Origin of the sequence: Streptomyces sp. NPDC032940 (genome assembly GCF_040636935.1) — a bacterium.
Lineage (GTDB): Bacteria > Actinomycetota > Actinomycetes > Streptomycetales > Streptomycetaceae > Streptomyces.
In genome coordinates, this window is sequence record NZ_JBEZVJ010000009.1 from 194,175 (window position 1) to 214,830 (window position 20,656).

Annotated in this window: 18 protein-coding genes and 1 pseudogene; 8 read left to right on the top strand and 11 right to left on the bottom strand. The window is 74.2% G+C overall.

The annotated features are described in order from the left end of the window. Positions 1-187: 187 nt before the first annotated feature. The 3 genes from AB0E77_RS15005 to AB0E77_RS15015 are packed head-to-tail and all read right to left on the bottom strand — an operon-like array spanning position 188 to position 3,983. Positions 188-2,572, bottom strand: coding sequence for a molybdopterin cofactor-binding domain-containing protein (locus AB0E77_RS15005; protein ID WP_361569907.1), 2,385 nt, complete (start codon positions 2,570-2,572; stop codon positions 188-190). 2 nt (positions 2,573-2,574) lie between these two features. Beyond that, positions 2,575-3,093 carry a (2Fe-2S)-binding protein gene (locus tag AB0E77_RS15010; RefSeq protein WP_361569908.1) on the bottom strand — a complete coding sequence of 173 codons (519 nt, stop codon included), beginning with the start codon at positions 3,091-3,093 and terminating at the stop codon, positions 2,575-2,577. Next, positions 3,093-3,983, bottom strand: a complete 891-nt coding sequence (locus tag AB0E77_RS15015) for an FAD binding domain-containing protein (protein ID WP_361569910.1) — start codon at positions 3,981-3,983, stop codon at positions 3,093-3,095. Before AB0E77_RS15015 ends, AB0E77_RS15010 begins: the two co-directional genes overlap by 1 nt. Before the next feature lie 366 nt (positions 3,984-4,349). Here AB0E77_RS15015 and AB0E77_RS15020 point away from each other — a divergent pair, with 366 nt between their 5' ends. After that, entirely contained in the window at positions 4,350-6,023 is a 1,674-nt protein-coding gene (locus AB0E77_RS15020; RefSeq protein WP_361569911.1) for a PucR family transcriptional regulator ligand-binding domain-containing protein, read from the top strand. Positions 6,024-6,172: 149 nt separating this feature from the next. After that, positions 6,173-6,952, top strand: a complete 780-nt coding sequence (locus tag AB0E77_RS15025; RefSeq protein ID WP_361569913.1) for a hypothetical protein — start codon at positions 6,173-6,175, stop codon at positions 6,950-6,952. Between the two features lie 61 nt (positions 6,953-7,013). On the opposite strand, the gene AB0E77_RS15030 is transcribed toward AB0E77_RS15025, so the two are convergent. The 4 genes from AB0E77_RS15030 to AB0E77_RS15045 form a co-directional block, all read right to left on the bottom strand. Next, on the bottom strand, positions 7,014-7,649 hold the full coding sequence (locus AB0E77_RS15030; protein WP_361569915.1) for a hypothetical protein: 636 nt from the start codon (positions 7,647-7,649) through the stop codon (positions 7,014-7,016). Positions 7,650-7,772: 123 nt separating this feature from the next. Further along, the gene (locus AB0E77_RS15035) at positions 7,773-8,609 is read right to left on the bottom strand and encodes a rod shape-determining protein (RefSeq protein ID WP_361569916.1); all 837 of its coding nucleotides are present in this window, start codon (positions 8,607-8,609) and stop codon (positions 7,773-7,775) included. Beyond that, positions 8,606-8,950 carry a TraR/DksA C4-type zinc finger protein gene (locus AB0E77_RS15040; RefSeq protein ID WP_361569945.1) on the bottom strand — a complete coding sequence of 115 codons (345 nt, stop codon included), beginning with the start codon at positions 8,948-8,950 and terminating at the stop codon, positions 8,606-8,608. Before AB0E77_RS15040 ends, AB0E77_RS15035 begins: the two co-directional genes overlap by 4 nt. 61 nt (positions 8,951-9,011) lie before the next feature. Then, positions 9,012-9,335 (bottom strand): TraR/DksA C4-type zinc finger protein, encoded by a 324-nt coding sequence (locus AB0E77_RS15045; RefSeq protein ID WP_361569918.1) that lies wholly within the window; start codon positions 9,333-9,335, stop codon positions 9,012-9,014. 336 nt (positions 9,336-9,671) lie between these two features. On the opposite strand from AB0E77_RS15045, the gene AB0E77_RS15050 reads away from it, so the two are divergent. From AB0E77_RS15050 to secD, 4 genes are all read left to right on the top strand, one after another. Continuing rightward, positions 9,672-10,631, top strand: coding sequence for a HAMP domain-containing sensor histidine kinase (locus tag AB0E77_RS15050; protein ID WP_361569919.1), 960 nt, complete (start codon positions 9,672-9,674; stop codon positions 10,629-10,631). A gap of 2 nt (positions 10,632-10,633) precedes the next feature. After that, positions 10,634-11,386 (top strand): response regulator transcription factor, encoded by a 753-nt coding sequence (locus AB0E77_RS15055; RefSeq protein WP_361569921.1) that lies wholly within the window; start codon positions 10,634-10,636, stop codon positions 11,384-11,386. Between the two features lie 86 nt (positions 11,387-11,472). Continuing rightward, complete coding sequence (locus AB0E77_RS15060; RefSeq protein ID WP_361569923.1) at positions 11,473-11,880, top strand: hypothetical protein; 408 nt, start codon at positions 11,473-11,475, stop codon at positions 11,878-11,880. 80 nt (positions 11,881-11,960) lie between these two features. Beyond that, a complete protein-coding gene (secD, locus tag AB0E77_RS15065; protein ID WP_361569925.1) occupies positions 11,961-14,333 on the top strand; it encodes a protein translocase subunit SecD in 2,373 nt (790 codons plus the stop codon). 192 nt (positions 14,334-14,525) lie between these two features. Here secD and AB0E77_RS15070 read toward each other — a convergent pair whose 3' ends face one another. Beyond that, positions 14,526-15,353 carry a GntR family transcriptional regulator gene (locus AB0E77_RS15070; protein WP_361569926.1) on the bottom strand — a complete coding sequence of 276 codons (828 nt, stop codon included), beginning with the start codon at positions 15,351-15,353 and terminating at the stop codon, positions 14,526-14,528. 167 nt (positions 15,354-15,520) lie between these two features. Between AB0E77_RS15070 and AB0E77_RS15075 the strand changes: the two genes are divergently transcribed. Beyond that, a complete protein-coding gene (locus AB0E77_RS15075) occupies positions 15,521-16,372 on the top strand; it encodes a (2Fe-2S)-binding protein (RefSeq protein ID WP_361569928.1) in 852 nt (283 codons plus the stop codon). Between the two features lie 248 nt (positions 16,373-16,620). Next, positions 16,621-17,676 (top strand): DUF2637 domain-containing protein, encoded by a 1,056-nt coding sequence (locus tag AB0E77_RS15080; RefSeq protein ID WP_361569929.1) that lies wholly within the window; start codon positions 16,621-16,623, stop codon positions 17,674-17,676. A 58-nt stretch (positions 17,677-17,734) separates the two neighbouring features. Here AB0E77_RS15080 and AB0E77_RS15085 read toward each other — a convergent pair whose 3' ends face one another. From AB0E77_RS15085 to AB0E77_RS15095, 3 genes and pseudogenes are all read right to left on the bottom strand, one after another. Then, positions 17,735-18,133, bottom strand: coding sequence for an ATP-binding protein (locus tag AB0E77_RS15085; protein WP_361569930.1), 399 nt, complete (start codon positions 18,131-18,133; stop codon positions 17,735-17,737). A gap of 210 nt (positions 18,134-18,343) precedes the next feature. Continuing rightward, the gene (locus AB0E77_RS15090) at positions 18,344-20,086 is read right to left on the bottom strand and encodes a pyruvate dehydrogenase (protein ID WP_361569932.1); all 1,743 of its coding nucleotides are present in this window, start codon (positions 20,084-20,086) and stop codon (positions 18,344-18,346) included. Between the two features lie 27 nt (positions 20,087-20,113). Then, positions 20,114-20,656, bottom strand: a pseudogene (locus AB0E77_RS15095) (hypothetical protein); the annotation flags it as partial.

Below are 20,656 nucleotides of genomic sequence, written 5' to 3' on the forward strand. Positions count from 1 at the left end.
TCTCCCAAGGTTCAGAGGGGCACCCGCGACCGCTGGGGCGGTCAGGGGATTTGGGACGTGCACGACCCGGGGGACGGCCCGAGACGAACGCATGGGTGGTGATGGTGGGGCCCGCGAGCGGCGGTCCCCGGGGTGCTCCGGGCGGCGCGGAGTGTGTGACGTTCCGTGCGCCGCCCGGAGGGTCTGCTCACGCCGTACCGGTGAGGTGTTCCGGCCGTACCGGCGTGCGGTCCAGCGCCAGCCCGGTCGCGTCCCGCACGGCCGCGAGGACCGCCGGGGTGGACGACAGGGTGGGTGCCTCGCCGACGCCGCGCAGCCCGTACGGGGCGTGGTCGTCGGCGAGTTCGAGCACGTCGACGGGGATGGTCGGCGTGTCGAGGATCGTGGGGAGCAGGTAGTCCGTGAAGGACGGGTTCCTGACCCGGGCCGTCTTCGGGTCGACGACGATCTCCTCCATCACCGCGATGCCCAGGCCCTGGACGGTGCCGCCCTGGATCTGGCCGGTGACGGAGAGGGGGTTGAGGGCCTTGCCGACATCCTGGGCGCAGGCCAGTTCGACGACCTTGACCAGGCCGAGCTCGGTGTCGACCTCGACGACGGCGCGGTGTGCGGCGAAGGAGTACTGGACGTGGCCGCGGCCCTGGCCGGTGTGCCGGTCGAAGGGTTCGGTCGGCCGGTGCCGCCACTCCTCCTCGGCCTCCACGGCCTGGTCCTCCAGGACGTCCGCGAGGCCGGCGAGGACCTCGCCGCCGTCGGTGACGACCTTGCCGTCCTCCAGACGCAGTCCGGCGGTGGCCCAGGCCGGGTGGTGGGAGCCGAACTTGCGGCGCCCGGTCTCCAGGACCTTCTCGCGCACCAGCTCGCAGGCGTGCTTGACGGCGCCGCCGGTGACGTACGTCTGCCGGGAGGCCGAGGTGGAGCCGGCCGAGCCCACCCGGGTGTCGGCGGGGCGGAGGGTGACCTGCGCGACGCCCAGCTCGGTGCGGGCGATCTGCGCGTGGACGGTGACGCCGCCCTGGCCCACCTCGGCCATCGCCGTGTGCACGGTGGCGACGGGCGCCCCGCCCACGACCTCCAGGCGGACCCTGGCGGTGGAGTAGTCGTCGAAGCCCTCGGAGAAGCCGACGTTCTTGATGCCGACCGCGTAGCCGACGCCCCGTACGACGCCCTCGCCGTGCGTGGTGTTGGACAGGCCTCCGGGCAGCTCGCGCAGGTCCGCCCCCTCGCTGGACTCCCACTGGCGCTCCGGCGGCATCGGCATCGCCTTGACGCGGCGCAGGAGTTCGGCGACCGGGGCCGGGGAGTCGACCGGCTGGCCGGTGGGCATGAGCGTGCCCTGCTCCATGGCGTTGATCTGGCGGAACTCCACCGGGTCCATGCCGAGTTCCGCCGCCAGCTTGTCCATCTGCGCCTCGTAGGCGAAGCACGCCTGGACGGCGCCGAAGCCGCGCATGGCCCCGCAGGGCGGGTTGTTGGTGTAGAGGGCGAGCGCCTCGATGTCGACGTCGTCGATCGCGTACGGGCCGGCGGAGAGCGAGGCGGCGTTGCCGACGACGGCCGGGGAGGTGGAGGCGTAGGCGCCGCCGTCCAGGACGATCCGGCACTTCATGTGGGTGAGCCGGCCGTCCCGGGTGGCGCCGTGCTCGTAGTGCAGCCGGGCCGGGTGGCGGTGCACGTGGCCGAAGAAGGACTCGGAGCGGTTGTAGACCATCTTGACGGGCCGGCCGGTGCGCAGGGCCAGCAGACAGGCGTGGATCTGCATCGACAGGTCCTCCCGCCCGCCGAAGGCGCCGCCGACACCGGAGAGCGTCATGCGCACCTTGTCCTCGGGCAGGCCGAGGACGGGCGCGATCTGGCGCAGGTCGGCGTGGAGCCACTGGGTGGCGACGTACAGGTCGACGCCGCCGTCCTCGGCCGGTACCGCGAGGCCGGACTCGGGGCCGAGGAAGGCCTGGTCCTGCATGCCGAACCGGTAGTCGCCCGTGACGGTCACGTCGGCGCGCCGCGCGGCCGCGTCGGCGTCGCCGCGGACGATGGGCTGGCGGTACAGGATGTTCGGGTGCGGGACGTGGCCGCGGTGGCGGTCGTCGCGGTGCTCGTGGACGAGGACCGCGTCGGGGGCGGTGGCGGAGGCCTCGTCGGTGATGACGGGCAGTTCCCGGTACTCGGCCCTGATCTTGGCGGCGGCGCGGCGTGCGGTCTCCGGGTGGTCGGCGGCGACGATCGCGACCGGCTCGCCGTGGTGGCGGATCTTCCCGTGGGCGAGGACCGGGGTGTCCCGGATCTCCAGGCCGTAGTGGCGAACGTCGGCCGGCAGATCGTCGTACGTCATGACGGCGTGCACGCCGGGCTGGGCCAGGGCCTCGCCGAGGTCGAGGGAGACGATCTCGGCGTGCGCGACCGGGGAGCGCAGGATCTGGCCCCAGAGCATGTCCTCGTGCCACAGGTCGGAGGAGTACGCGAACTCGCCGGTGACCTTGAGGACGGCGTCCGGGCGCAGCGTGGACTCGCCGATGCCGCCCCTGGTCCTCGCGTCCTGGGTGATTCCGGTGGGTGCTCCGTCGACGGCCACGGTCACACCCCCTCGGAGCCGCGGGCGGCCGCCAGGCGGACCGCGTCCATGATCGTCTCGTAGCCCGTGCAGCGGCACAGGTTGCCGGACAGCGCCTCGCGGATGTCCGCGTCGGACGGGTCCGGGTCGCGCTCCAGCAGTTCGTCGGCGGCGACCAGCAGACCCGGCGTGCAGAAGCCGCACTGGACGGCTCCGGCGTCGATGAACGCCTGCTGGACGGGGGCGAGTCCGGCGTCGTCCGCGGGCCGCGGGCCGGGGCCGCCGGCGCGCCGCCGGGCGAGGTCCGCCAGTCCCTCGACGGTGACGACCTCGCGGCCCTCGGCCTGGCCGGCGGCGACCAGGCAGGCGCACACCGGCACGCCGTCCAGGCGGACCGTGCAGGAGCCGCACTCGCCCTGCTCGCAGGCGTTCTTGGAGCCGGGCAGGCCGAGCCGCTCGCGCAGCAGGTAGAGCAGGGACTCTCCCTCCCAGACGTCGTCGGCCTCCTGCGGGCGTCCGTTGACCGTCAGGTTGACGCGCATCACGCCGCTCCTTCCCGGGTACGGCGGGCTCCGCGGTACGCCTCCCAGGTCCAGGTGAGGGTGCGGCGGGCCATCACGCCGACCGCGTGGCGGCGGTAGCTCGCGGTGCCCCGTACGTCGTCGATCGGCTCGCAGGCGGCGGAGCACAGGTCCGCGAACCGCTTGACGGCCGACGGCGTGATGATCTTTCCGTTGTCCCAGAAGCCGCCCTCGTCGAGCGCCGCGTTCAGGAAGTCCTCGGCGGCCGTGGCCCGCACGGGGGTGGGCGCGGCCGAGCCGACGCCGGTGCGGACCGTGCGGGTGCGGGGGTGCAGGGCCAGGCCGAAGGCGCACACGGCGATGACCATGGCGTTGCGCGTGCCGGCCTTGGAGAACTGCTGCGGGCCGTCGGCCCTCTTGATGTGCACGGCGCGGATCAGCTCGTCGGGCGCCAGCGCGTTGCGCTTCACGCCGGTGTAGAAGGCGTCGACCGGGATGCGCCGCGTGCCGCGCACCGACGCGGCCTCCACCTCGGCACCGGCGGCGAGCAGGGCCGGGTGGGCGTCGCCGGCCGGGGATGCGGTGCCGAGGTTCCCGCCCACGCCGCCGCGGTGACGGATCTGCGGGGAGGCGACCGTGTGCGAGGCGAGGGCGAGACCCGGCAGCTCGGTGCTCAGGTTCTCCATGATCTTCGTATAGGACACGGAGGCACCGAGCCGTACGGAATCCTCCTGGACCTCCCACTCGGTCAGGTCGTCGATGCGGCCCAGGTCCATGAGGTATTCGGGCCGGCGCCGGTCGAAGTTGATCTCGACCATGACGTCGGTGCCACCCGCAAGCGGCACAGCGGTGGGGTGCTCGGCCTTCGCGGCGAGCGCCTCCTCCCAGCTGGCGGGGCGAAGGAAGTCCATGACCGGCTCTCTTCATCGTCTTGGGGGGCGTGCGGTTCCAGCCATTCCGTGGGCGGCGGGGCCCGGCTCGTTCATGTGCTGTTCACGTGGAGTGGGCTCAGTACACCGCCCGGTGCTCCACCTGGGTCAGTCGCAGAAACCATGAAGGAGTTGGCTGGCCACGGCGGGCATCTTGTAGATTCGTATGAACGGGGGTCCTCGGTGACCTCCTCGTCTTCCTCTGGAAACGGGCGAAACAGCCGCGTGACCTGGAACACAGCTCGGAAGCGGGCGAGCGGCGCTCGCCGGCCCGCCGACCGGTCCCCTGACCCGGGCCCACCCCCGATGAAGCGAACATTTCGAGACGAAAGAACGGCGGCGACGAGAATGCGGCTGCGCGCACTGCTGGACACCGACGCGCTGGGCCTCAAGCTGCTCGGCGGCGAGGACGAGCTGGACCGCTCCGTCCGGGGCGTGATGACCACCGACCTGCGGGACCCCAGCCGCTATCTCGCCGGCGGGGAACTGGTCCTCACCGGCCTGGCCTGGCGCCGGGACACCGCGGACTCCGAGCCGTTCGTACGGATCCTGGTGCAGGCCGGGGTGACGGCCCTCGCCGCCGGTGAGGCCGAGCTCGGCAGTGTGCCGGAGGATCTGGTGGTGGCGTGCGCGCGGCACCGGCTGCCGCTGTTCGCGGTGCACGAGTCGGTGGCGTTCGCGACCATCACGGAGCACGTGGTGCGCCAGGTGTCCGGCGAGCGGGCCGGTGACCTGGCGGCGGTGGTGGACCGGCACCGGCGGATGATGACCTCCGGGCCGGCGGGCGGCGGCCCCGACGTGGTCCTGGACCTGCTCGGTTCCGACCTCGACCTGCGGGCCTGGGTGCTGTCCCCGGCCGGCCGGCCCGTCGCCGGGCCCAAGGACTCGGGCCCGGCGCTGCCCGCGGAGGTGTGCGCGAAGCTGGCGGCGGAGCATCTGGCCGCGGCCCGCGCGGGCCGCCGGGCACCGCACCGGGTGACGGTGGACGGGACGACGTACAGCCTGTTCCCGGTGCGCAGCACCGGACGTGCGCCGCAGGCCGCGCGGGACGTGCGCGAGAGCGTGCTGTCCGACTGGCTGCTGGCCGTGGAGGCGGACGCCGGGGAGTGGGCCGAGGAGCGGCTCGACCTGCTGTACGGCGTCACCCAGCTGATAGCCGTCGAGCGGGACCGGCGGGACGCGGCGCGCACGGTGCGGCGGCGGCTCGCGCAGGAGGTGCTCGAACTGGTGCAGACGGGTGCGGCGCCCGCCGAGATCGCGGCCCGGCTGCGGGTCGCGGCGCCGGTGCTGCTGCCCGGGCTCGGCGCGGCACCGCACTGGCAGGTCGTCGTGGCCCGCGTCGAGTGGGAGGACGGCGAGGTCGAGGACGGGCCGGTCGCCCAGCGGCTCCTGGAGGAGATCCTCGTGGACCCGCAGGCCGCGGGCCCCGAGCCCTCCGACCGCATCGCCGTGGCGCACACCGGCGAGGAGGCCATCGCGCTGGTGCCGCTGCCGGCGGTCTCCAGCGAGCACGACGGCTCCGAGGCCGGGATCCTCGCCGACGCGCTGCTGGCGTCCGTGCGGGATCCGCTGTCGGCCGGCCTGGACGGCGACGGGCGGCTCACGCTGGGCGTCAGCGCGGCCGTGCACTCGGCGGAGGGGCTGCGCGGTGCGCTGGAGGAGGCCCGGCACGCGCGGCGGGTCGCCGCGGCCCGGCCCGGCCGGGTCTGCGCGGCCGGCCACCAGGAGCTGGCCTCGCACGTGCTGCTGCTCCCCTTCGTCCCGGACGACGTGCGCCGCGCCTTCACGGCCCGGCTGCTCGACCCGCTGCGCGACTACGACCGCCGCCACCGCGCCGAGCTGATCCCGACCCTGGAGGCCTTCCTCGACTGCGACGGCTCCTGGACGCGCTGCGCGACCCGGCTCCACCTGCACGTCAACACGCTGCGCTACCGCGTCGGGCGGATCGAGCAGTTGACGGGGCGTGACCTGTCGCGCCTGGAGGACAAGCTCGATTTCTTCCTGGCCCTGCGCATGAGCTGACCGACGGTGTCCGAGGGCCCCGAACCTCGGCGCCGAAACTCCCGCCAACTTTGTGAAATCTTTCACCCACCCTCTTGGCCGGGCCCCTCGATCCGTGCTGAGATGCGGCCACCACTCGACGGCTCGATGGCGTGCTTGGGGAGGGCGACGTGGCGCATTCCGCCATGGCTGGTTCTGGTTGGGGAACGACCGAGGGTGACGATCCGCTCCAGACCGCGGTGTGGCGGCTGCGCTCGCGCGCCTGCTGGGCCGACGCGGTGGCGCTGTTGCAGCCGGTCACCGCGGCCACCGCGCTGCAGCGGGCCGCGCTGCTGGTGGAGCGGTGCCTGTACACCGAGCAGGGCTGGGCGGAGGCGGAGGACGCGCTGCGCACCGCGGAGGCGCTGGCCCACACCGACGACGAGCGCGGGGCCGCCGCCTGTGAACGCGGCCAGCTCGCCTACGCCGCCACCGTGCACGGGGTGCGCGACCGGGCCGACGAGGCGCGGGCCGCGCTGGGCCGGGCGGCGGCGCTGATCGCGCCGGGGGCGCGGGGGCGGGCGCTGCTGGACTTCCGGCGCGGGCTGGTCGCGGAGAACCTGACCCGCTCGCCGCAGGCCGCCCGCGCGGCGTACCGGCGGGCGCACGCCGGGGCGACCGCGCAGGGGGATCCGCTGCTCGTGTCGTCCACCTGGCGGCATCTGGCCGGGCTCGCGCTCCGGGAGGGCGAGCTGGCGGACGCACGGCACGGCTTCGCCGAGTCGCTCCGCATCCGGGAGGAGCTGGGGTACCTGGTCGGTACGGCTCCGGCGCTGGTGTCCCTCGCGGACGCGGAGTCGGAACCGGAGGCGTCCCGGCTCCGGGAGGAGGCCCGCCGCCTCCTGCGCCTCCTCGGCGGCGTACCGACCTGGCTGGCCCGCCGGCTGACACCACCGGCGGCGACGGCCTGACGGGCCCAGCGGGATCCGTCCTCCGCCACCCGCCCCGCGGCGACGCCGGGGCCCGTGCCGGTCAGGGGGATCTGCTCCAGCGCGGGGACGTCGCCGCCCAGGCCGTGGCCCAGTCGGCGAGGTTGCGGCGGTGCAGGAGCAGGCCCGTGAGGGCGTGGGCCGCCAGGCCGGTGAGGGCGACGGCCAGGAAGGCGAGGATCGCCCAGCCCATCGCGCGGCTGCGGATCTGGTCGGCGTCCAGGGGCGGTTCGGTGATCGTGCCGGCCGTGTCCACCCACACCAGGACGGTGCTGTCCGCGGGCAGCCCGGGTTCGACGTCGGCCTTCCCGGTGTGCGTGGCGCCGTCCGGCGCCGTGAAGCGGACCTCGACCGGGTAGCGGGTCCTGCGCGCCTCGTCCGACCCCGGTTCCGGGTGGCGCGGGGCGTCGTGGACGAGGGCCGCGGGGACGTGGTCCCGGGTGCGTTCCTGGTGCGCGGCGGTGGCGCGGTAGTGGCGGTACGCCGCGTCGCCGGCCGCGAACATCGCCGCCGGGGACGCCACCAGCACGGCGAGCAGCAGGCCGAGGGCGATCCACGCCTGCGTCCGGTCGGTACGGCGCCGCAAGGGGTTGCGGCGCCACCGCCACAGCAGGAGGTGCGGATGATGCCGGGGTGCGGCAGCCGGAGGCGGCTGCGCTCGCGGTGTGTCACCGGCCACGGTGTGCCTCCTTCCAGGGTCCGGGCAGCCGGAGCGGGGCCGCGGGTGCCGGGCCGGCCGCGGCGGCGGGGGACGGGGACGTCGCCGCCGCGACCGGACCCGGGGGTGGGGCCGCGGCCGTGGTCAGTGCGGGCAGGGGTCCGGCGGGTCCGCGTCCGTGTCGGGGTCCGTCGTCGACGGGTGTGCGTGGGCGGCCTCCAGGAGCTTCGCGGCCCCCCGGACCGCGGCGGTGTGAGGCGCCGGCACGGCCCGCAGCGGTGCGTGCAGCCGGGCGGTGAGACGGCAGGTGATCTCGGGCCGCAGGGCGCCCCCGCCGGCCAGCAGCGGCCCCCGCCCCAGGGCGTCGACGGTCAGGGACGTACGGTCCTGGCGCAGCATCGACGTCACCATGTCGGCCACCGCGTCCGCGATCCGCGTCGCGGGCGTGGCGGCGTCCAGGTCGCCCGTGCCCAGCGCGGTGCGGCGCGCGTCGAAGACGGCACCGTCCACCAGCAGCACGACCTCGGTGAGATGGGCGCCGAGGTCCACCACCAGCAGCGGCCGGGACAGGTCGGCCCCGGCCGCCAGGGCGACGGCCCGCGCGCTGGGCACGGTCAGCACGGAGCGCGGACGCAGCACCTCCACCGCCGTGCGCGCCTCGGTGCGGTAGGCGAAGCCGTCCAGGACGGGCGCGGTCACCACGACCAGCGGGCGGGTGAAGCGGGGCAGGCGGTGACCGAGCAGCCGGTCGAGCATCCGGGCCGTTCCCTGGGTGTCGACGATGGAGCCGCGCTGGATGGGATACACGGCCCCGGCGCCGGGGAACGTCACCGTCGGCACGTCGAGGATCATGCCCCGCCCGGCGACCCAGGCACGGGTGCGGGCGCTGCCCATGTCGAGGGCGACGCCGCTGCACTGCCGGCACATGGGCCACGGCCGGTGCCGGGAGAGGGCGGCACGGGGCCGCCGGACCACGGTCATCGTCCGGCCTCCCGCACCTGCTGGCAGCGCGCGCAGTAACGGGCCTGCGGCACGATCGCGAGGCGCTCGCGGGCGATGGGGCGCCGGCACAGATGGCAGGAGCCGTAGCGTCCCTCGGCCATGCGCTCGAGGGCCGCCTCCACGTCGGCGAGGACCATGCGCGCGGAGGCCGCGAGCTGGACCCGGACCTCGGTCCGCGCGGCGGAGCGGTCGCCGGCACGGGCCGGAGCGGCCGTGATCTGCCGCAGCTGCTCCCGGCGGAACAGCCGCTGCTCGAGCAGGCCGTCCCGGAGCGCGGCGAGGTCCTCGGGCGACAGCCGCGGCTCGCGGTCGACGGTCATCTGTTGGTTCACCACTTCACCCCTCGGCAGGGCGGGAGAGGACGACTGGACGGGGCGGTGCTCAGGCGGCGGCGCGGCGCTGGCAGGCGACGCAGTACCGCGTGTAGGGGAGGATCTCCAGGCGCTCGCCGGGCACGGGCTTGCCGCACCCGAGGCAGGTGCCGTAGCTGCCGTTCTCGACGCGCGCGAAGGCCTCCTCGATCTCCTTGAGGACCCGCTCGATGGCCGTCTTCTGCGCGGACATCAACTGGTCGTCCTGGCTGCTCTCGCCGAGGGCCCGGAGCTGGGTCATCCGGGTGTTGCGCGCGTGCTCGAGGCGCTGGCGGGCCTCGTGAGCGGTCAGCCGCTCGGGGCGGGGTTCGATGCGGGAGGCGTCGAGCGACACGATGGGTCCTTCTCTCGGGAGTACGGCGGGCCGTAGGCGGTGCGGGAGTACGGGACGAACTCCTGGTCACCCTCGACCCTGGCCGACCCGGCGGCCGTTTCCCATCGGGCGCAGACCCCATTTGCCCGGGGGTGCAGCATCCACTCCACGGTGTCCACGGGCGGCCGTATGGGTGCGGCGCTCCCCGGAAATGGGGGTCGGACCCCATCGACCCGGCGCGTCGGAAGGGGGAGGCTGGGGACCGGCTCGGTCGTGATCAAGGGCCGCAGCTCCGTCCGGGGTGCGCGATGACCGAAAGTAGAGGCTTGCCGCGTCGCAGAAGGAGGCGTACCCCCGTTGTCCCTGTTCTGGCGGATCTTCGGGCTCAACGCGGTGGTGCTGGGCTTTGCCACGGCACTGCTGCTGTGGGCTCCGGTGACCGTCTCCGTACCGGTCCTGCTCACCGAGGCCGCCGTCCTGGTGTGCGGCATGGCCGTCATGCTGGTCGCCAACGGCGCCCTGCTGCGCTGGGGCCTGTCGCCGCTGGACCGGCTCACGAAGCTCATGACCACGGTCGACCTGCTGCGCCCCGGCCAGCGGCTCCCGGTCTCCGGCGGCGGTGAGGTCCCCGAGCTGATCCGCACCTTCAACGCCATGCTCGACCGTCTGGAGCACGAGCGTGCCACCAGCAGCGCCCGCGTCCTGCTCGCCCAGGAGGCGGAGCGGCGCCGGATCGCGCAGGAACTGCACGACGAGGTCGGGCAGAGCATGACGGCGATCCTGCTGGTGCTGGGGCGCGCGGCGGACGACGCCGACCCGCCGCTGCGCGACGAACTGCACCAGGCGCAGGAGATCACCCGGGAGTCCCTGGACGAGGTCCGCCGCCTGGTGCGCCGGCTGCGGCCCGGGGTCCTGGACGACCTCGGTCTGATCAGCGCGCTGACCTCGCTCACGCACGACTTCGCCACCCACACCGGCCTGCGGGTCACCCGCCGCTTCGAGGCCGACCTGCCCGCCCTGGACCACGAGACGGAGCTGGTCCTCTACCGCGTCGCGCAGGAGAGCCTGACCAACGCCGCCCGCCACGCGGACGCCGAACGCCTGGAGGTGTGCCTCGGCCGGGGCGACGGCGCGGTGGTGCTCACGATCACCGACGACGGCCGCGGCATCGAGGCGGCGACCGAGGGCGCGGGGATCCGCGGCATGCGTGAACGGGCCCTGCTGATCGGGGCCGCCCTCGACATCACCTCGGCGCCCGGGGCCGGCACCCGGATCCGGCTCACCGCACCCGTACCCGCGTCCAGGAAGCAGCCCTGACCATGTCCGACCCGTCCCTGCCCGACCCGTCCGCAGCGTCCGCTCCGCCGGCTTTCGCGGCCCCCGCGTCCGCACCGGCCGCGTCCGGGCCGCCCGCCCGGGATCCGTCCCGGATCCGCATCCTGCTCGCCGACGACCACGCGCTGGTGCGCCGCGGTGTGCGCCTCATCCTCGACCGGGAGCCGGACCTCGAGGTGGTCGCCGAGGCCGGGGACGGCGCCGAGGCCATCGAGATGGCCCGCGCCCACGCCGTGGATCTCGCCGTGCTGGACATCGCGATGCCCCGGCTGACCGGTCTCCAGGCCGCCCGGGAGCTGTCCGCGCTGAAACCGGGCCTGCGCATCCTGATGCTGACGATGCACGACAACGAGCAGTACCTGTTCCAGGCGCTGAAGTCGGGGGCCTGCGGGTACGTCCTGAAGTCCGTCGCCGACCGGGATCTGGTCGCCGCGTGCCGGGCCGCGATGCGCGACGAGCCGTTCCTGTACCCCGGCGCGGTCACGGCCCTGATCCGCAACTACCTCGACCGGGTCCGGCACGGCGAGGAGACCGCCGGCCACATCCTGACCCCCCGCGAGGAGGAGGTCCTCAAGCTCGTCGCCGAGGGCCATTCGTCGAAGGAGATCGCCGAGATCCTCTTCATCAGCGTCAAGACCGTCCAGCGCCACCGGGCGAACCTGTTGCAGAAGCTCGGCCTGCGCGACCGGCTGGACCTGACCCGGTACGCCATCCGCGCCGGCCTCATCGAACCCTGACCCCCCTCCCCCGGACCGCCCGGGGCTCTGGTCGCCCACTCCCCGGCCGGAGTCCCGGGTTCACCCACCACGAAAGGGGACGGCGCATGCGCCCCGCGGACCCTCTCGCCGGCGGTCGTCGGCTCGCGGGGGCGGTCACCGTGCTGCTGGCCGTCCTGCTGGCCCTCGTGCCGGCGTGGCCCGTGCCGGGCGCGGGCGTCGTCTCCGGTGCGCTCCCCGTCCACTCGGCCACCGCCGTCCCCCGCCCGGACACCGGGCTCCACGCCGACGACGGCTGTCCGGGCACCTGCGCCACCCAGGCGAGGTCCCGCCACGAGCACCTCGGCGAGCGCCCCCCGGCACCGGACCAGCTCGTCGTCACCGCAGCCGGGACCGGCGTCGTCCCGGCCGCCCACGGACGGCGGGCCGCGACGACGCGCGGCTCCCCGTCCGTCTCCCCCGGCCGCACGGGACACGACCGCGGGCGTGCGCCTCCCGCGCCCTCCGGCACCTGACGTTCCTCGTCCGTCCCTTCCCCACCCTCTTCGCCGCGGCCGCGCCGGCCGCCGCCGCGGCATGCCTGCCGGAGGCCCGTGTGAAACGTTCACGTCCCCGTACCCGTCCCCGGTCCCGCGCGCAGTCCCGCGCACTGCGGATCCGCGCGCTGATCGCCCTGGCCGTGATGGCCGCCTCCGTGGCCGTCACCCTGACCATGCCGGTCCGCCTGGGACTCGATCTGCGCGGCGGCACCCAGATCGTGCTCGAGACCAGGTCCACGTCCACCACGAAGGCCGGCCGCGAGGCCACCGACCGCACCGTGGAGGTGCTGCGCGGCCGGATCGACGCGCTCGGCGTCGCCGAGCCGACCATCGTCCGCTCCGGCGAGAAGCGCATCGTCGTCGAACTGCCCGGTGTGCAGGACCCGAAGCGGGCGGCCGACGTGCTGGGCCGCACCGCGCAGCTCACCGTCCATCCGGTGCTCGGCGTCGCCGGGGCTCCGGGCGACTCCGCCGAGCAGCCCGCCGACGCGTCGAAGGAACGGGTCCTGCCGGACGAGTCCGGCGGGTCGCTGCGGCTCGCACCGGCCTCCCTGACCGGTCAGGACGTCGAGGGCGCCGACGCCCGGTTCGACCAGCAGGGCGGCGCCGGCTGGCACGTCACCGTCGACTTCAAGGACAAGGGCGGCGACCGGTGGGCCGAGGTGACCGGTGAGGCCGCCTGCCACCCGGCCGGCGACCCGCAGCGCCGGGTGGCCATCGTGCTCGACGACAAGATCATCTCCTCGCCGCAGGTCGACCCCTCGGTGGCCTGCGGTGCGGGCATCGCCGGCGGCTCCACGCAGATCACCGGGTCCTTCGACGACGCCGAGGCCCGCGAGCTGGCCCTGCTCGTCAAGGGCGGCGCCCTGCCCGTGCCGGTGGAGACCGTGGAGCAGCGCACCATCGGCGCCACCCTCGGCGACGAGGCCATCTCGGCCGGCGCCTGGGCCGCCGTCATCGGCACGGCGCTGACCGCGCTGTTCATCATCGTCGTCTACCGGCTCATGGGCGTCCTCGCCACCGTCGCCCTGCTCTGCTACGGCGTCATCTCGTACGCCGCCCTGGCCGCGGTCGGCGCGACGCTGACCCTGCCGGGCCTGGCCGGTTTCGTCCTGGCGATCGGCATGGCGGTGGACGCCAACGTCCTGGTCTTCGAACGGGCGCGGGAGGAACAGGCCCTGCGCACCCGGCCCAGTACGCGGTCGGCGCTGACCACCGGTTTCCGCAGCGCCTTCAGCGCGATCGCCGACTCCAACATCACCACGCTGATCGCCGCCGCCCTGCTGTTCTTCCTGGCCTCCGGCCCCGTGAAGGGCTTCGGCGTCACGCTGGGCATCGGTGTCCTCGCCTCCATGGTCAGCGCTCTGGTGATCACCCGGGTGCTGGCCGAGTTCGCCGCGGGCCGCCCGTCGGTCTTCCGCCGCCCGCACCTCACCGGCATCTCCACCACGGGCCCGGTCCGCGACGCCCTGCTGCGCCGGAACCCGTTCCTGATGCGCCGGCCGCGCCGCTGGCTGGCGGCTTCCGGAGTGGTCCTGGTGCTGGCCGGCTCGGGCATCGTGGTCCGGGGGCTCGACTTCGGCATCGAGTTCACCGGCGGACGGCTCATCGAGTACTCCACCGCGACCGAGGTCGATCCCGGCCGGGCCCGCACCGCGCTCGCCGAGGCGGGCTTCCCGCGGGCGGTCGTGCAGTCCTCCGGCGACCACGGCCTCACGGTGCGCACCGAGCAGCTGACCGACGCGGAGGCGGCCACCGTCACCGAGACGGTCGGCGGGCTCGGCGGCGAGACGGAGAAGGTCCGCGACGAGCTGATCGGCCCGAGCCTCGGCGAGGAACTGCGCCGGGACGCCCTCATCGCCCTCGGCCTGGCGCTGGGCGCCCAGCTGCTGTACCTCGCCGCGCGCTTCCGCCTCCTGTTCGGCACCGCCGCGGTCGGCGCGCTCGCACACGACGTGGTCATCCTGGTCGGGGTGTTCGCCTGGCTCGGCAAGCCCATCGACGGGGTGTTCCTGGCGGCGCTGCTGACCGTCATCGGCTACTCGGTCAACGACTCGGTGGTCCTCTTCGACCGGATCCGCGAGCTGCTCGGGAAGAAGGACCGGGGGACGCCGTTCGCCCGGCTCACCAACCTGGCGATCCTGCAGACGCTGCCCCGCACGGTGAACACCGGGATGGGCGCGGTGCTGATCCTCGCCTCGCTGGCGGTGCTCGCCCAGGACTCGCTCACCGACTTCGCCCTCGCCCTGCTGATCGGTGTGGTGGTCGGCACCTACTCGTCGGTGTTCACCGCCGCGCCGCTCGCCGTGGAGCTGCACGACCGCGGCACCGGACGGCGCGGCTCGCGCCGCCCGGGCGGGAGAGCGAACGGCGGGAAGCCGGCGCCGCGGCCGCGTGAGCCCCGGGAGACGGCGCAGGGGGTGTCCTAGGCCCCGTCGTCGAACTCCCACCGTCCGCTCGGAGGGCGGGGCCTCGCTGCGTCAGGTGCGTGCTCTCGGCGTGCCGGGCTCCGATCCTCGTACTGGATGCACTCGGGTCAGGGCCCGGTGCGGCGAGTGGGGGTGCCCCCTCCGGGGGAGCGTGCGTGGCGTCGCGAGGCAGGCGGGAGTTCGACGACAGGGCTAGGAGGCGCCGGTGGCGTAGTGCTCCGTCACCAGCGCCCGCACCGTGTCCTGGTCGCCGGCGATCAGCGCGTCGAGCAGTGCCGTGTGCTCGTGCGCGTCGGCGATCAGGTCGGCCCGTCCCCGGGTCGCGGGGGCGCCGGCCGGCGGCCACTGCGCGCGGCGGTGCAGATCGCCGGCGATCCGGACGAGCTGGTCGTTGCCGGCGAGCGTGAGCACCTCCCGGTGGAAGGCGCGGTCGGCCTCGGCGTAGGTCACCGGGCAGCCGGAGGACGCGGCCCGGACGGTGGCCTCGGCGACGGGGCGCAGCCGGGCCCAGCGCTCGGCGGGCACCGTACGGGCCAGCCGCAGCAGCACCGGGACCTCGAGCAGGGCACGGACCTCGGCGAGCTCGGCCAGTTCCCGGACGTCCCGCTCGACGACGCGGAAGCCGCGGTTGGGGACGACCTCGACGGCGCCCTCCAGGGCGAGCTGCTGCATGGCCTCGCGCACGGGGGTGGCGGAGACGCCGAACCGCTCGCCGAGCACGGGCGCCGAATAGACCTCGCCGGGGCGCAGCTCCCCGGCGACCAGTGCGGTGCGCAGGGCGTCGAGGACCTGGCCGCGCACGGAGGAACGCCGTACGAGGGCGCGGGGGCCGTCGAGCGGCCGTGCACCGTGCGCCTGCTCCCCGTGCGTGTGCTCGCCGCGCGCGGTGCCGGCCGGGTCCTGGGCGCCGTCCCGGCCGCGGGTGCGGTGGCGGTCCGCGGCACCGGGCTGGGCCGGTACCCGGGCGGCGCCCGGACGCGGGTCGCCCGTCCCGGCGAAGCCCTGCGTGTCCTGCTTCACGGGTCCTCCTCCAGGACGTGTCGGCAGCGGGGTCCACGACGGCGGGTCGCCGTCCGGTCCTCCAGCAGCCTAAGGGCACGGCCCGCCACTTCCCCTGCCGCGGATTATGGGTAAGGTAAGGCTTACCTCAAGCAATCCGTCGCTCTGATGTGGATCGGTGGTCCCGCATGCCCGTCTCCCACCCGGCCGTCGCGGACTCCTACGCGTACGCGCGTCTGTCCGAGGTCCTGCCGGGACTGGGCGTCACCGTGCCGGACGCCGGGGAGGAGCTGCCGGGCGGGGGCGGCTGGGTCACCGCCTCCGGGCTCGCGGCCGGCGGCGCCGAGCTGGAGGCCTTCCTCGCCTGGGACGACGCCCAGGTGATCCGGGACTACGGGCAGCGGGCCCGGCCGGACGTGATCGCGAGCTTCGGTCTGCACCGCTACGCCTGGCCGGCCTGTCTGCTGATCACGGTCCCCTGGTTCCTGCACCGCAGGGTGCCCCGGTACCCGGCCGCGCACGTCGCCTTCGACCGCACCGCCGAGGGACTCCCGCTGGGCCGCATGGCCGCGCGCCCCGCCGGCTTCGCCTGCCTGCCCGGCGACCCGGTCGCCGCGCTGCCCGGTGCCCGGGTGGTCGCCGACGAGGAGGAGCTGCGGGCCGAGGTGCGGGCGGCGGTCGCCGAGCACCTGGAACCGGTGCTGGCCGGTTTCGGGCCGCGTATGCGCCGTCGCGGACGGGCGCTGTGGGGCATGGCGACCGACGAGGTCGTCGAGGGCCTGTGGTACGTCGCCCATCTGTTCGGCGAGCAGGAGCGCGCCCGGCGGGAGCTGGAGCTGCTGCTGCCGGGGGCGACCAAGCCGTACGTGGGCACGGCCGCGTTCCGGGAGCTGACCGGCCCCGACGGCGAGCCGCTGCACACCCGGGACCGGGCCAGCTGCTGCATGTTCTACACGCTGCGCCCCGAGGACACGTGCGCCACCTGCCCGCGCACCTGCGACGCGGACCGCGTCGGCAAGCTGCTCGCCACTGCCGGTTGAGCCGTCCTCGCCCACGGTCCGCTCACAACTATCCCACGCGCCGCGGGAAGTTCCCGCGGAACCACCCGTACGGGTATCCTAATTCGAACTCAACTCCCGACCCTCAAGCGGCAGTTCGAGCAGAACGCCGTCCCCGGGCATCCCCCCTCACTCCCTCGGCGGCCTCTTGCCCCGAAACCCCCTGAGGGCTGCCGGGTTTGGGCCACCATGGCGGGCGTTACGCCCTATCCCAAGGCAAGGGACCCCAGATGAGATTGACCGACATATCGCTGAACTGGCTGCTTCCGGGCGCCGTACTGCTCCTGGGCATGCTGGCGGCGGTGGCGGTGCTCGCGCGCGGAAAGCGATCCTCGGGGAAGGACGCGGGCGCGGACGACTCGTGGGAGCGCATGGAGGAGCGCCGCCGGCGCAAGGAGGCCCTCTACGGCACCTTCTCCTACGTGCTGCTCTTCTGCTGCGCCGCGGTCGCCGCGGCCCTCTCCTTCCACGGCCTGGTCGGCTTCGGCGAGCAGAACCTCGGTCTGAGCGACGGCTGGCAGTATCTGGTCCCGTTCGGGCTCGACGGGGCGGCGATGTTCTGCTCCGTGCTCGCGGTGCGCGAGGCCAGCCACGGTGACGCGGCCCTCGGCTCCCGCATACTCGTGTGGGCCTTCGCCTGTGCCGCGGCCTGGTTCAACTGGGTGCACGCGCCCCGGGGCATCGGGCACGCGGGCGCCCCGCACTTCTTCGCGGGCATGTCCCTGTCGGCGGCGGTGCTGTTCGACCGGGCCCTGAAGCAGACCCGCCGGGCCGCGCTGCGCGAGCAGGGCCTGGTGCCGCGTCCGCTGCCGCAGATCCGTATGGTCCGCTGGCTGCGGGCCCCCCGGGAGACCTACCGCGCCTGGTCGTTGATGCTCCTGGAGGGCGTGCGCAGTCTGGACGAGGCGGTCGAGGAGGTGCGCGACGACCGGCGCCAGAAGGAGGAGGCCAAGCAGCGCCGTCGCGAGCAGGAGCGCCTGGAGCGGGCCCAGCTGAAGGCGATCAGCCGGGGCCACGGCCACCGGGGCTTGCCCGGCCGCGGCAGCCGGCAGGTCGAGGTGGACGTGCAGCAGGTGGAGCGCGGTTCGGACCGGGCCGCCGCGGAGCCTGCCATATCGGCTCCCGCGGAGCAGCTGCCCGTGCGCCGGCTTCCCTCACTCCAGCCCGTGCGTGGCGGGGCTGACCAGCACACCGTCGACCTCACCGCGGAGGACGACACCCAGGCCCTGCCGCGCCTGGACTCCTTGGAGCGCAAGCTCAAGGACCTGGAGCAGCAGTTCGGCTAGGGCGTACCGCCGTCGCACCGGCGAAGGGGCGTGACCGGGTGTCGCGCCCCTCCGGCGTTCACGCGGCCTCCGTGCCCAGTTCGAACCAGACCGACTTCCCCCCGTCGAGCGACCGCACCCCCCACGCGTCGGCCAGCGACTGCACCAGGACCAGGCCCCTGCCGTGCGTGCTCTCGTCCGGCTCCGGGGCGCGCTGCCGGGGCAGCCGGGCGACACGGTCCCGCACCTCCACCCGCAGCCCGCGCTCCGAGACCGTGGCGGTCAGCACCGCGTCGTCGTCGGTGTGGACGAGCGCGTTGGTGACGAGCTCGCTGGTGAGCAGCTCCGCGATCTCCGACCGTCCCGGTCTGCCCCAGTGCCGCAGCAGTTCGCGCAGCGCCCGGCGGGCCTCGGGCACCGCCCGCAGGTCCGCCCGGCCGAGTCTGCGCCTGAGCTGTGGCCCCGCCTGCCTCTCCATGTCCCCCGTCCGCGTAACGATGTCGATTCCCCTTCTGTCCGGTTCTCGAGCGGCTGGTACTCGAATGTCCAGTCCTCGAACACGTTCACGGGGGAATCCTTGCCCGACTGGACCCCGGCCAGTCATCTCACCTGACCGACCGGCGCCCGGCCGGTCACCGGGGCGGCCGGACCGATCGGATCCGGCCACGGACCCGTGGGGCCGCCGGGGCTACGGCCGCGGCACGTTGCGCAGGTTCGACCGGGCCATCTGCAGCATCCGGCCCACACCGCCGTCCAGGACGATCTTCGAGGCCGACAGGGCGAATCCGGTGACCATATCGGCGCTGATCTTCGGCGGGATGGACAGGGCGTTGGGGTCGGTGACGACGTCGACCAGGGCCGGTCCCTTGTGCTTGAAGGCCGCCTTCAGCGCCCCGGCCAGCTCCTTCGGCTTCTCCACCCGCACCCCGAAGGCGCCACAGGCCTCGGCGACGGCGGCGAAGTCGGGGTTGCGGTTGGCCACGCCGTACGAGGGCAGGCCCGCCACCAGCATCTCCAGCTCGACCATGCCGAGGGAGGAGTTGTTGAACAGCACGACCTTCACCGGCAGGTCCTGCTGGACGAGAGTGAGGAAGTCGCCCATCAGCATGGTGAAGCCGCCGTCGCCGGACATCGAGACCACCTGCCGGCGCCGGTCGGGAAGCTGGGCGCCGATGGCCATCGGCAGCGCGTTGGCCATCGAGCCGTGCGAGAAGGAACCGATGATGCGGCGGCGGCCGTTGGGCGTGATGTACCGGGCCGCCCAGACGTTGCACATGCCGGTGTCGACGGTGAACACCGCGTCGTCGTCGGCGAGTTCGTCCAGCACGGCGGCGACGTACTCGGGGTGGATCGGCACGTGCTTGTCGACCTTGCGGGTGTACGCCTTGACGACGCCCTCCAGCGCGTCCGTGTGCTTCTTGAGCATCCGGTCGAGGAAGCGGCGGTTCTTCTTCTCCTTCACCCGGGGGATCAGACAGCGCAGGGTCTCCTTGGCGTCGCCCCACACCGCGAGGTCCAGCTTGGAGCGCCGGCCGAGGTTCTCGGGCCGGATGTCGATCTGGGCGATCCGCACGTCGTCGGGGAGGAAGGCGTTGTACGGGAAGTCCGTGCCGATGAGGACCAGCAGGTCGCACTCCTGGGTGGCCTCGTAGGCGGCGCCGTACCCGAGCAGCCCGCTCATCCCGACGTCGAACGGATTGTCGTACTGGATGAATTCCTTGCCGCGCAGCGCGTGCCCCACCGGTGACTTGATCTTCCCGGCGAACTCCATCACCTCGGCGTGCGCGCCCGCCGTGCCGCTGCCGCAGAACAGGGTGACCTTGTCGGCGTCGTCGATCAGCCGCACCAGCCGGTCGATCTCCTCGTCGCCGGGGCGGACGGACGGCCGGGAGGTGACCAGAGCCGTCTCGGCGGTCTTCTCCGGGGCGGGCTGCCCCGCGATGTCGCCGGGCAGGGTGACGACGCTGACGCCGGAGCGGCCGATCGCGTGCTGGATGGCGGTGGTGAGCAGCCGGGGCATCTGCTGGGGACTGGAGATCAGCTCGCAGTACTGGCTGCACTCGCGGAAGAGCTGCTCGGGGTGGGTCTCCTGGAAGTAGCCGAGGCCGATCTCGCCGGACGGGATCTGCGAGGCCAGGGCGAGCACCGGGGCCATGGAGCGGTTGGCGTCGTACAGCCCGTTGATGAGGTGGAGGTTTCCGGGGCCGCAGGAGCCGGCGCAGGCGGCCAGCTTCCCGGTGATCTGGGCCTCCGCGCCGGCGGCGAAGGCGGCGGTCTCCTCGTGCCGCACATGGACCCAGTCGATGCCGGGATGGCGGCGCACCGCGTCCACGACCGGGTTGAGGCTGTCACCCACGACTCCGTAGAGGCGTTCCACTCCGGCACGGGTGAGGATGTCGACGAACTGTTCCGCGACGTTCTGTTTGGCCATGGCTCCATGGAGGCACAGCGGGCGGCGTCACGCCTCCCAAACGGCGGCGGCCGTACGGTCGTCGGCGTAGCCCTTGACCCGCACGCCGCTGTCGGCGAGGAACCCGGCGAGGCCGGGCGGCCCGGCGTCGGACCATCGGCGCGCGAGGAGTTCGCCCAGTTCGGGCTCGCCGAGCAGCGGCTCGGCCAGGCCCGCGCTGCACATCAGCAGCACATCACCCGGGCGGGCTACGGAGGCGCGGAAGCGGAACGGCTCGCGGGACGGCCCGTCGGGCGGTCCGGCGTACGGACCGGCCGGTGTGGTGACGCCCAGGTCCATGGTGAGCCGGTCGCCGTCGGGGATCTCGCCCGGTATCCCGCCCGGCGGGGAGCCGAAGCCGACGACGGGCTCGCCGGTGATGTCGCCCGAGCGCGGTTCGAGGTCGTGCCAGGCGCCGTCGCGCAGCCGGAAGAGGCCGCCCGCTCCGACGCCGAAGTGCCCGTACCACCCGTCCCCGAACGCACCGTCCCCGAACGAGCCCGCCCCGAGCGCACCAGAACTCCCGTACGACTCCCCGTACGAGACGCCCTG

Bases quoted from the DNA above. Each gene is read 5' to 3' on its own strand.
- AB0E77_RS15040 (WP_361569945.1), bottom strand. From the start codon at position 8,950: ATGACCGTCGACCGCGAGCCGCGGCTGTCGCCCGAGGACCTCGCCGCG.
- AB0E77_RS15010 (WP_361569908.1), bottom strand. From the start codon at position 3,093: ATGCGCGTCAACCTGACGGTCAACGGACGCCCGCAGGAGGCCGACGAC.
- AB0E77_RS15085 (WP_361569930.1), bottom strand. From the start codon at position 18,133: ATGGAGAGGCAGGCGGGGCCACAGCTCAGGCGCAGACTCGGCCGGGCG.
- AB0E77_RS15090 (WP_361569932.1), bottom strand. From the start codon at position 20,086: ATGGCCAAACAGAACGTCGCGGAACAGTTCGTCGACATCCTCACCCGT.
- AB0E77_RS15035 (WP_361569916.1), bottom strand. From the start codon at position 8,609: ATGACCGTGGTCCGGCGGCCCCGTGCCGCCCTCTCCCGGCACCGGCCG.
- AB0E77_RS15055 (WP_361569921.1), top strand. From the start codon at position 10,634: ATGTCCGACCCGTCCCTGCCCGACCCGTCCGCAGCGTCCGCTCCGCCG.
- AB0E77_RS15060 (WP_361569923.1), top strand. From the start codon at position 11,473: ATGCGCCCCGCGGACCCTCTCGCCGGCGGTCGTCGGCTCGCGGGGGCG.
- AB0E77_RS15075 (WP_361569928.1), top strand. From the start codon at position 15,521: ATGCCCGTCTCCCACCCGGCCGTCGCGGACTCCTACGCGTACGCGCGT.
- AB0E77_RS15020 (WP_361569911.1), top strand. From the start codon at position 4,350: ATGCGGCTGCGCGCACTGCTGGACACCGACGCGCTGGGCCTCAAGCTG.
- AB0E77_RS15080 (WP_361569929.1), top strand. From the start codon at position 16,621: ATGAGATTGACCGACATATCGCTGAACTGGCTGCTTCCGGGCGCCGTA.
- AB0E77_RS15015 (WP_361569910.1), bottom strand. From the start codon at position 3,983: ATGGACTTCCTTCGCCCCGCCAGCTGGGAGGAGGCGCTCGCCGCGAAG.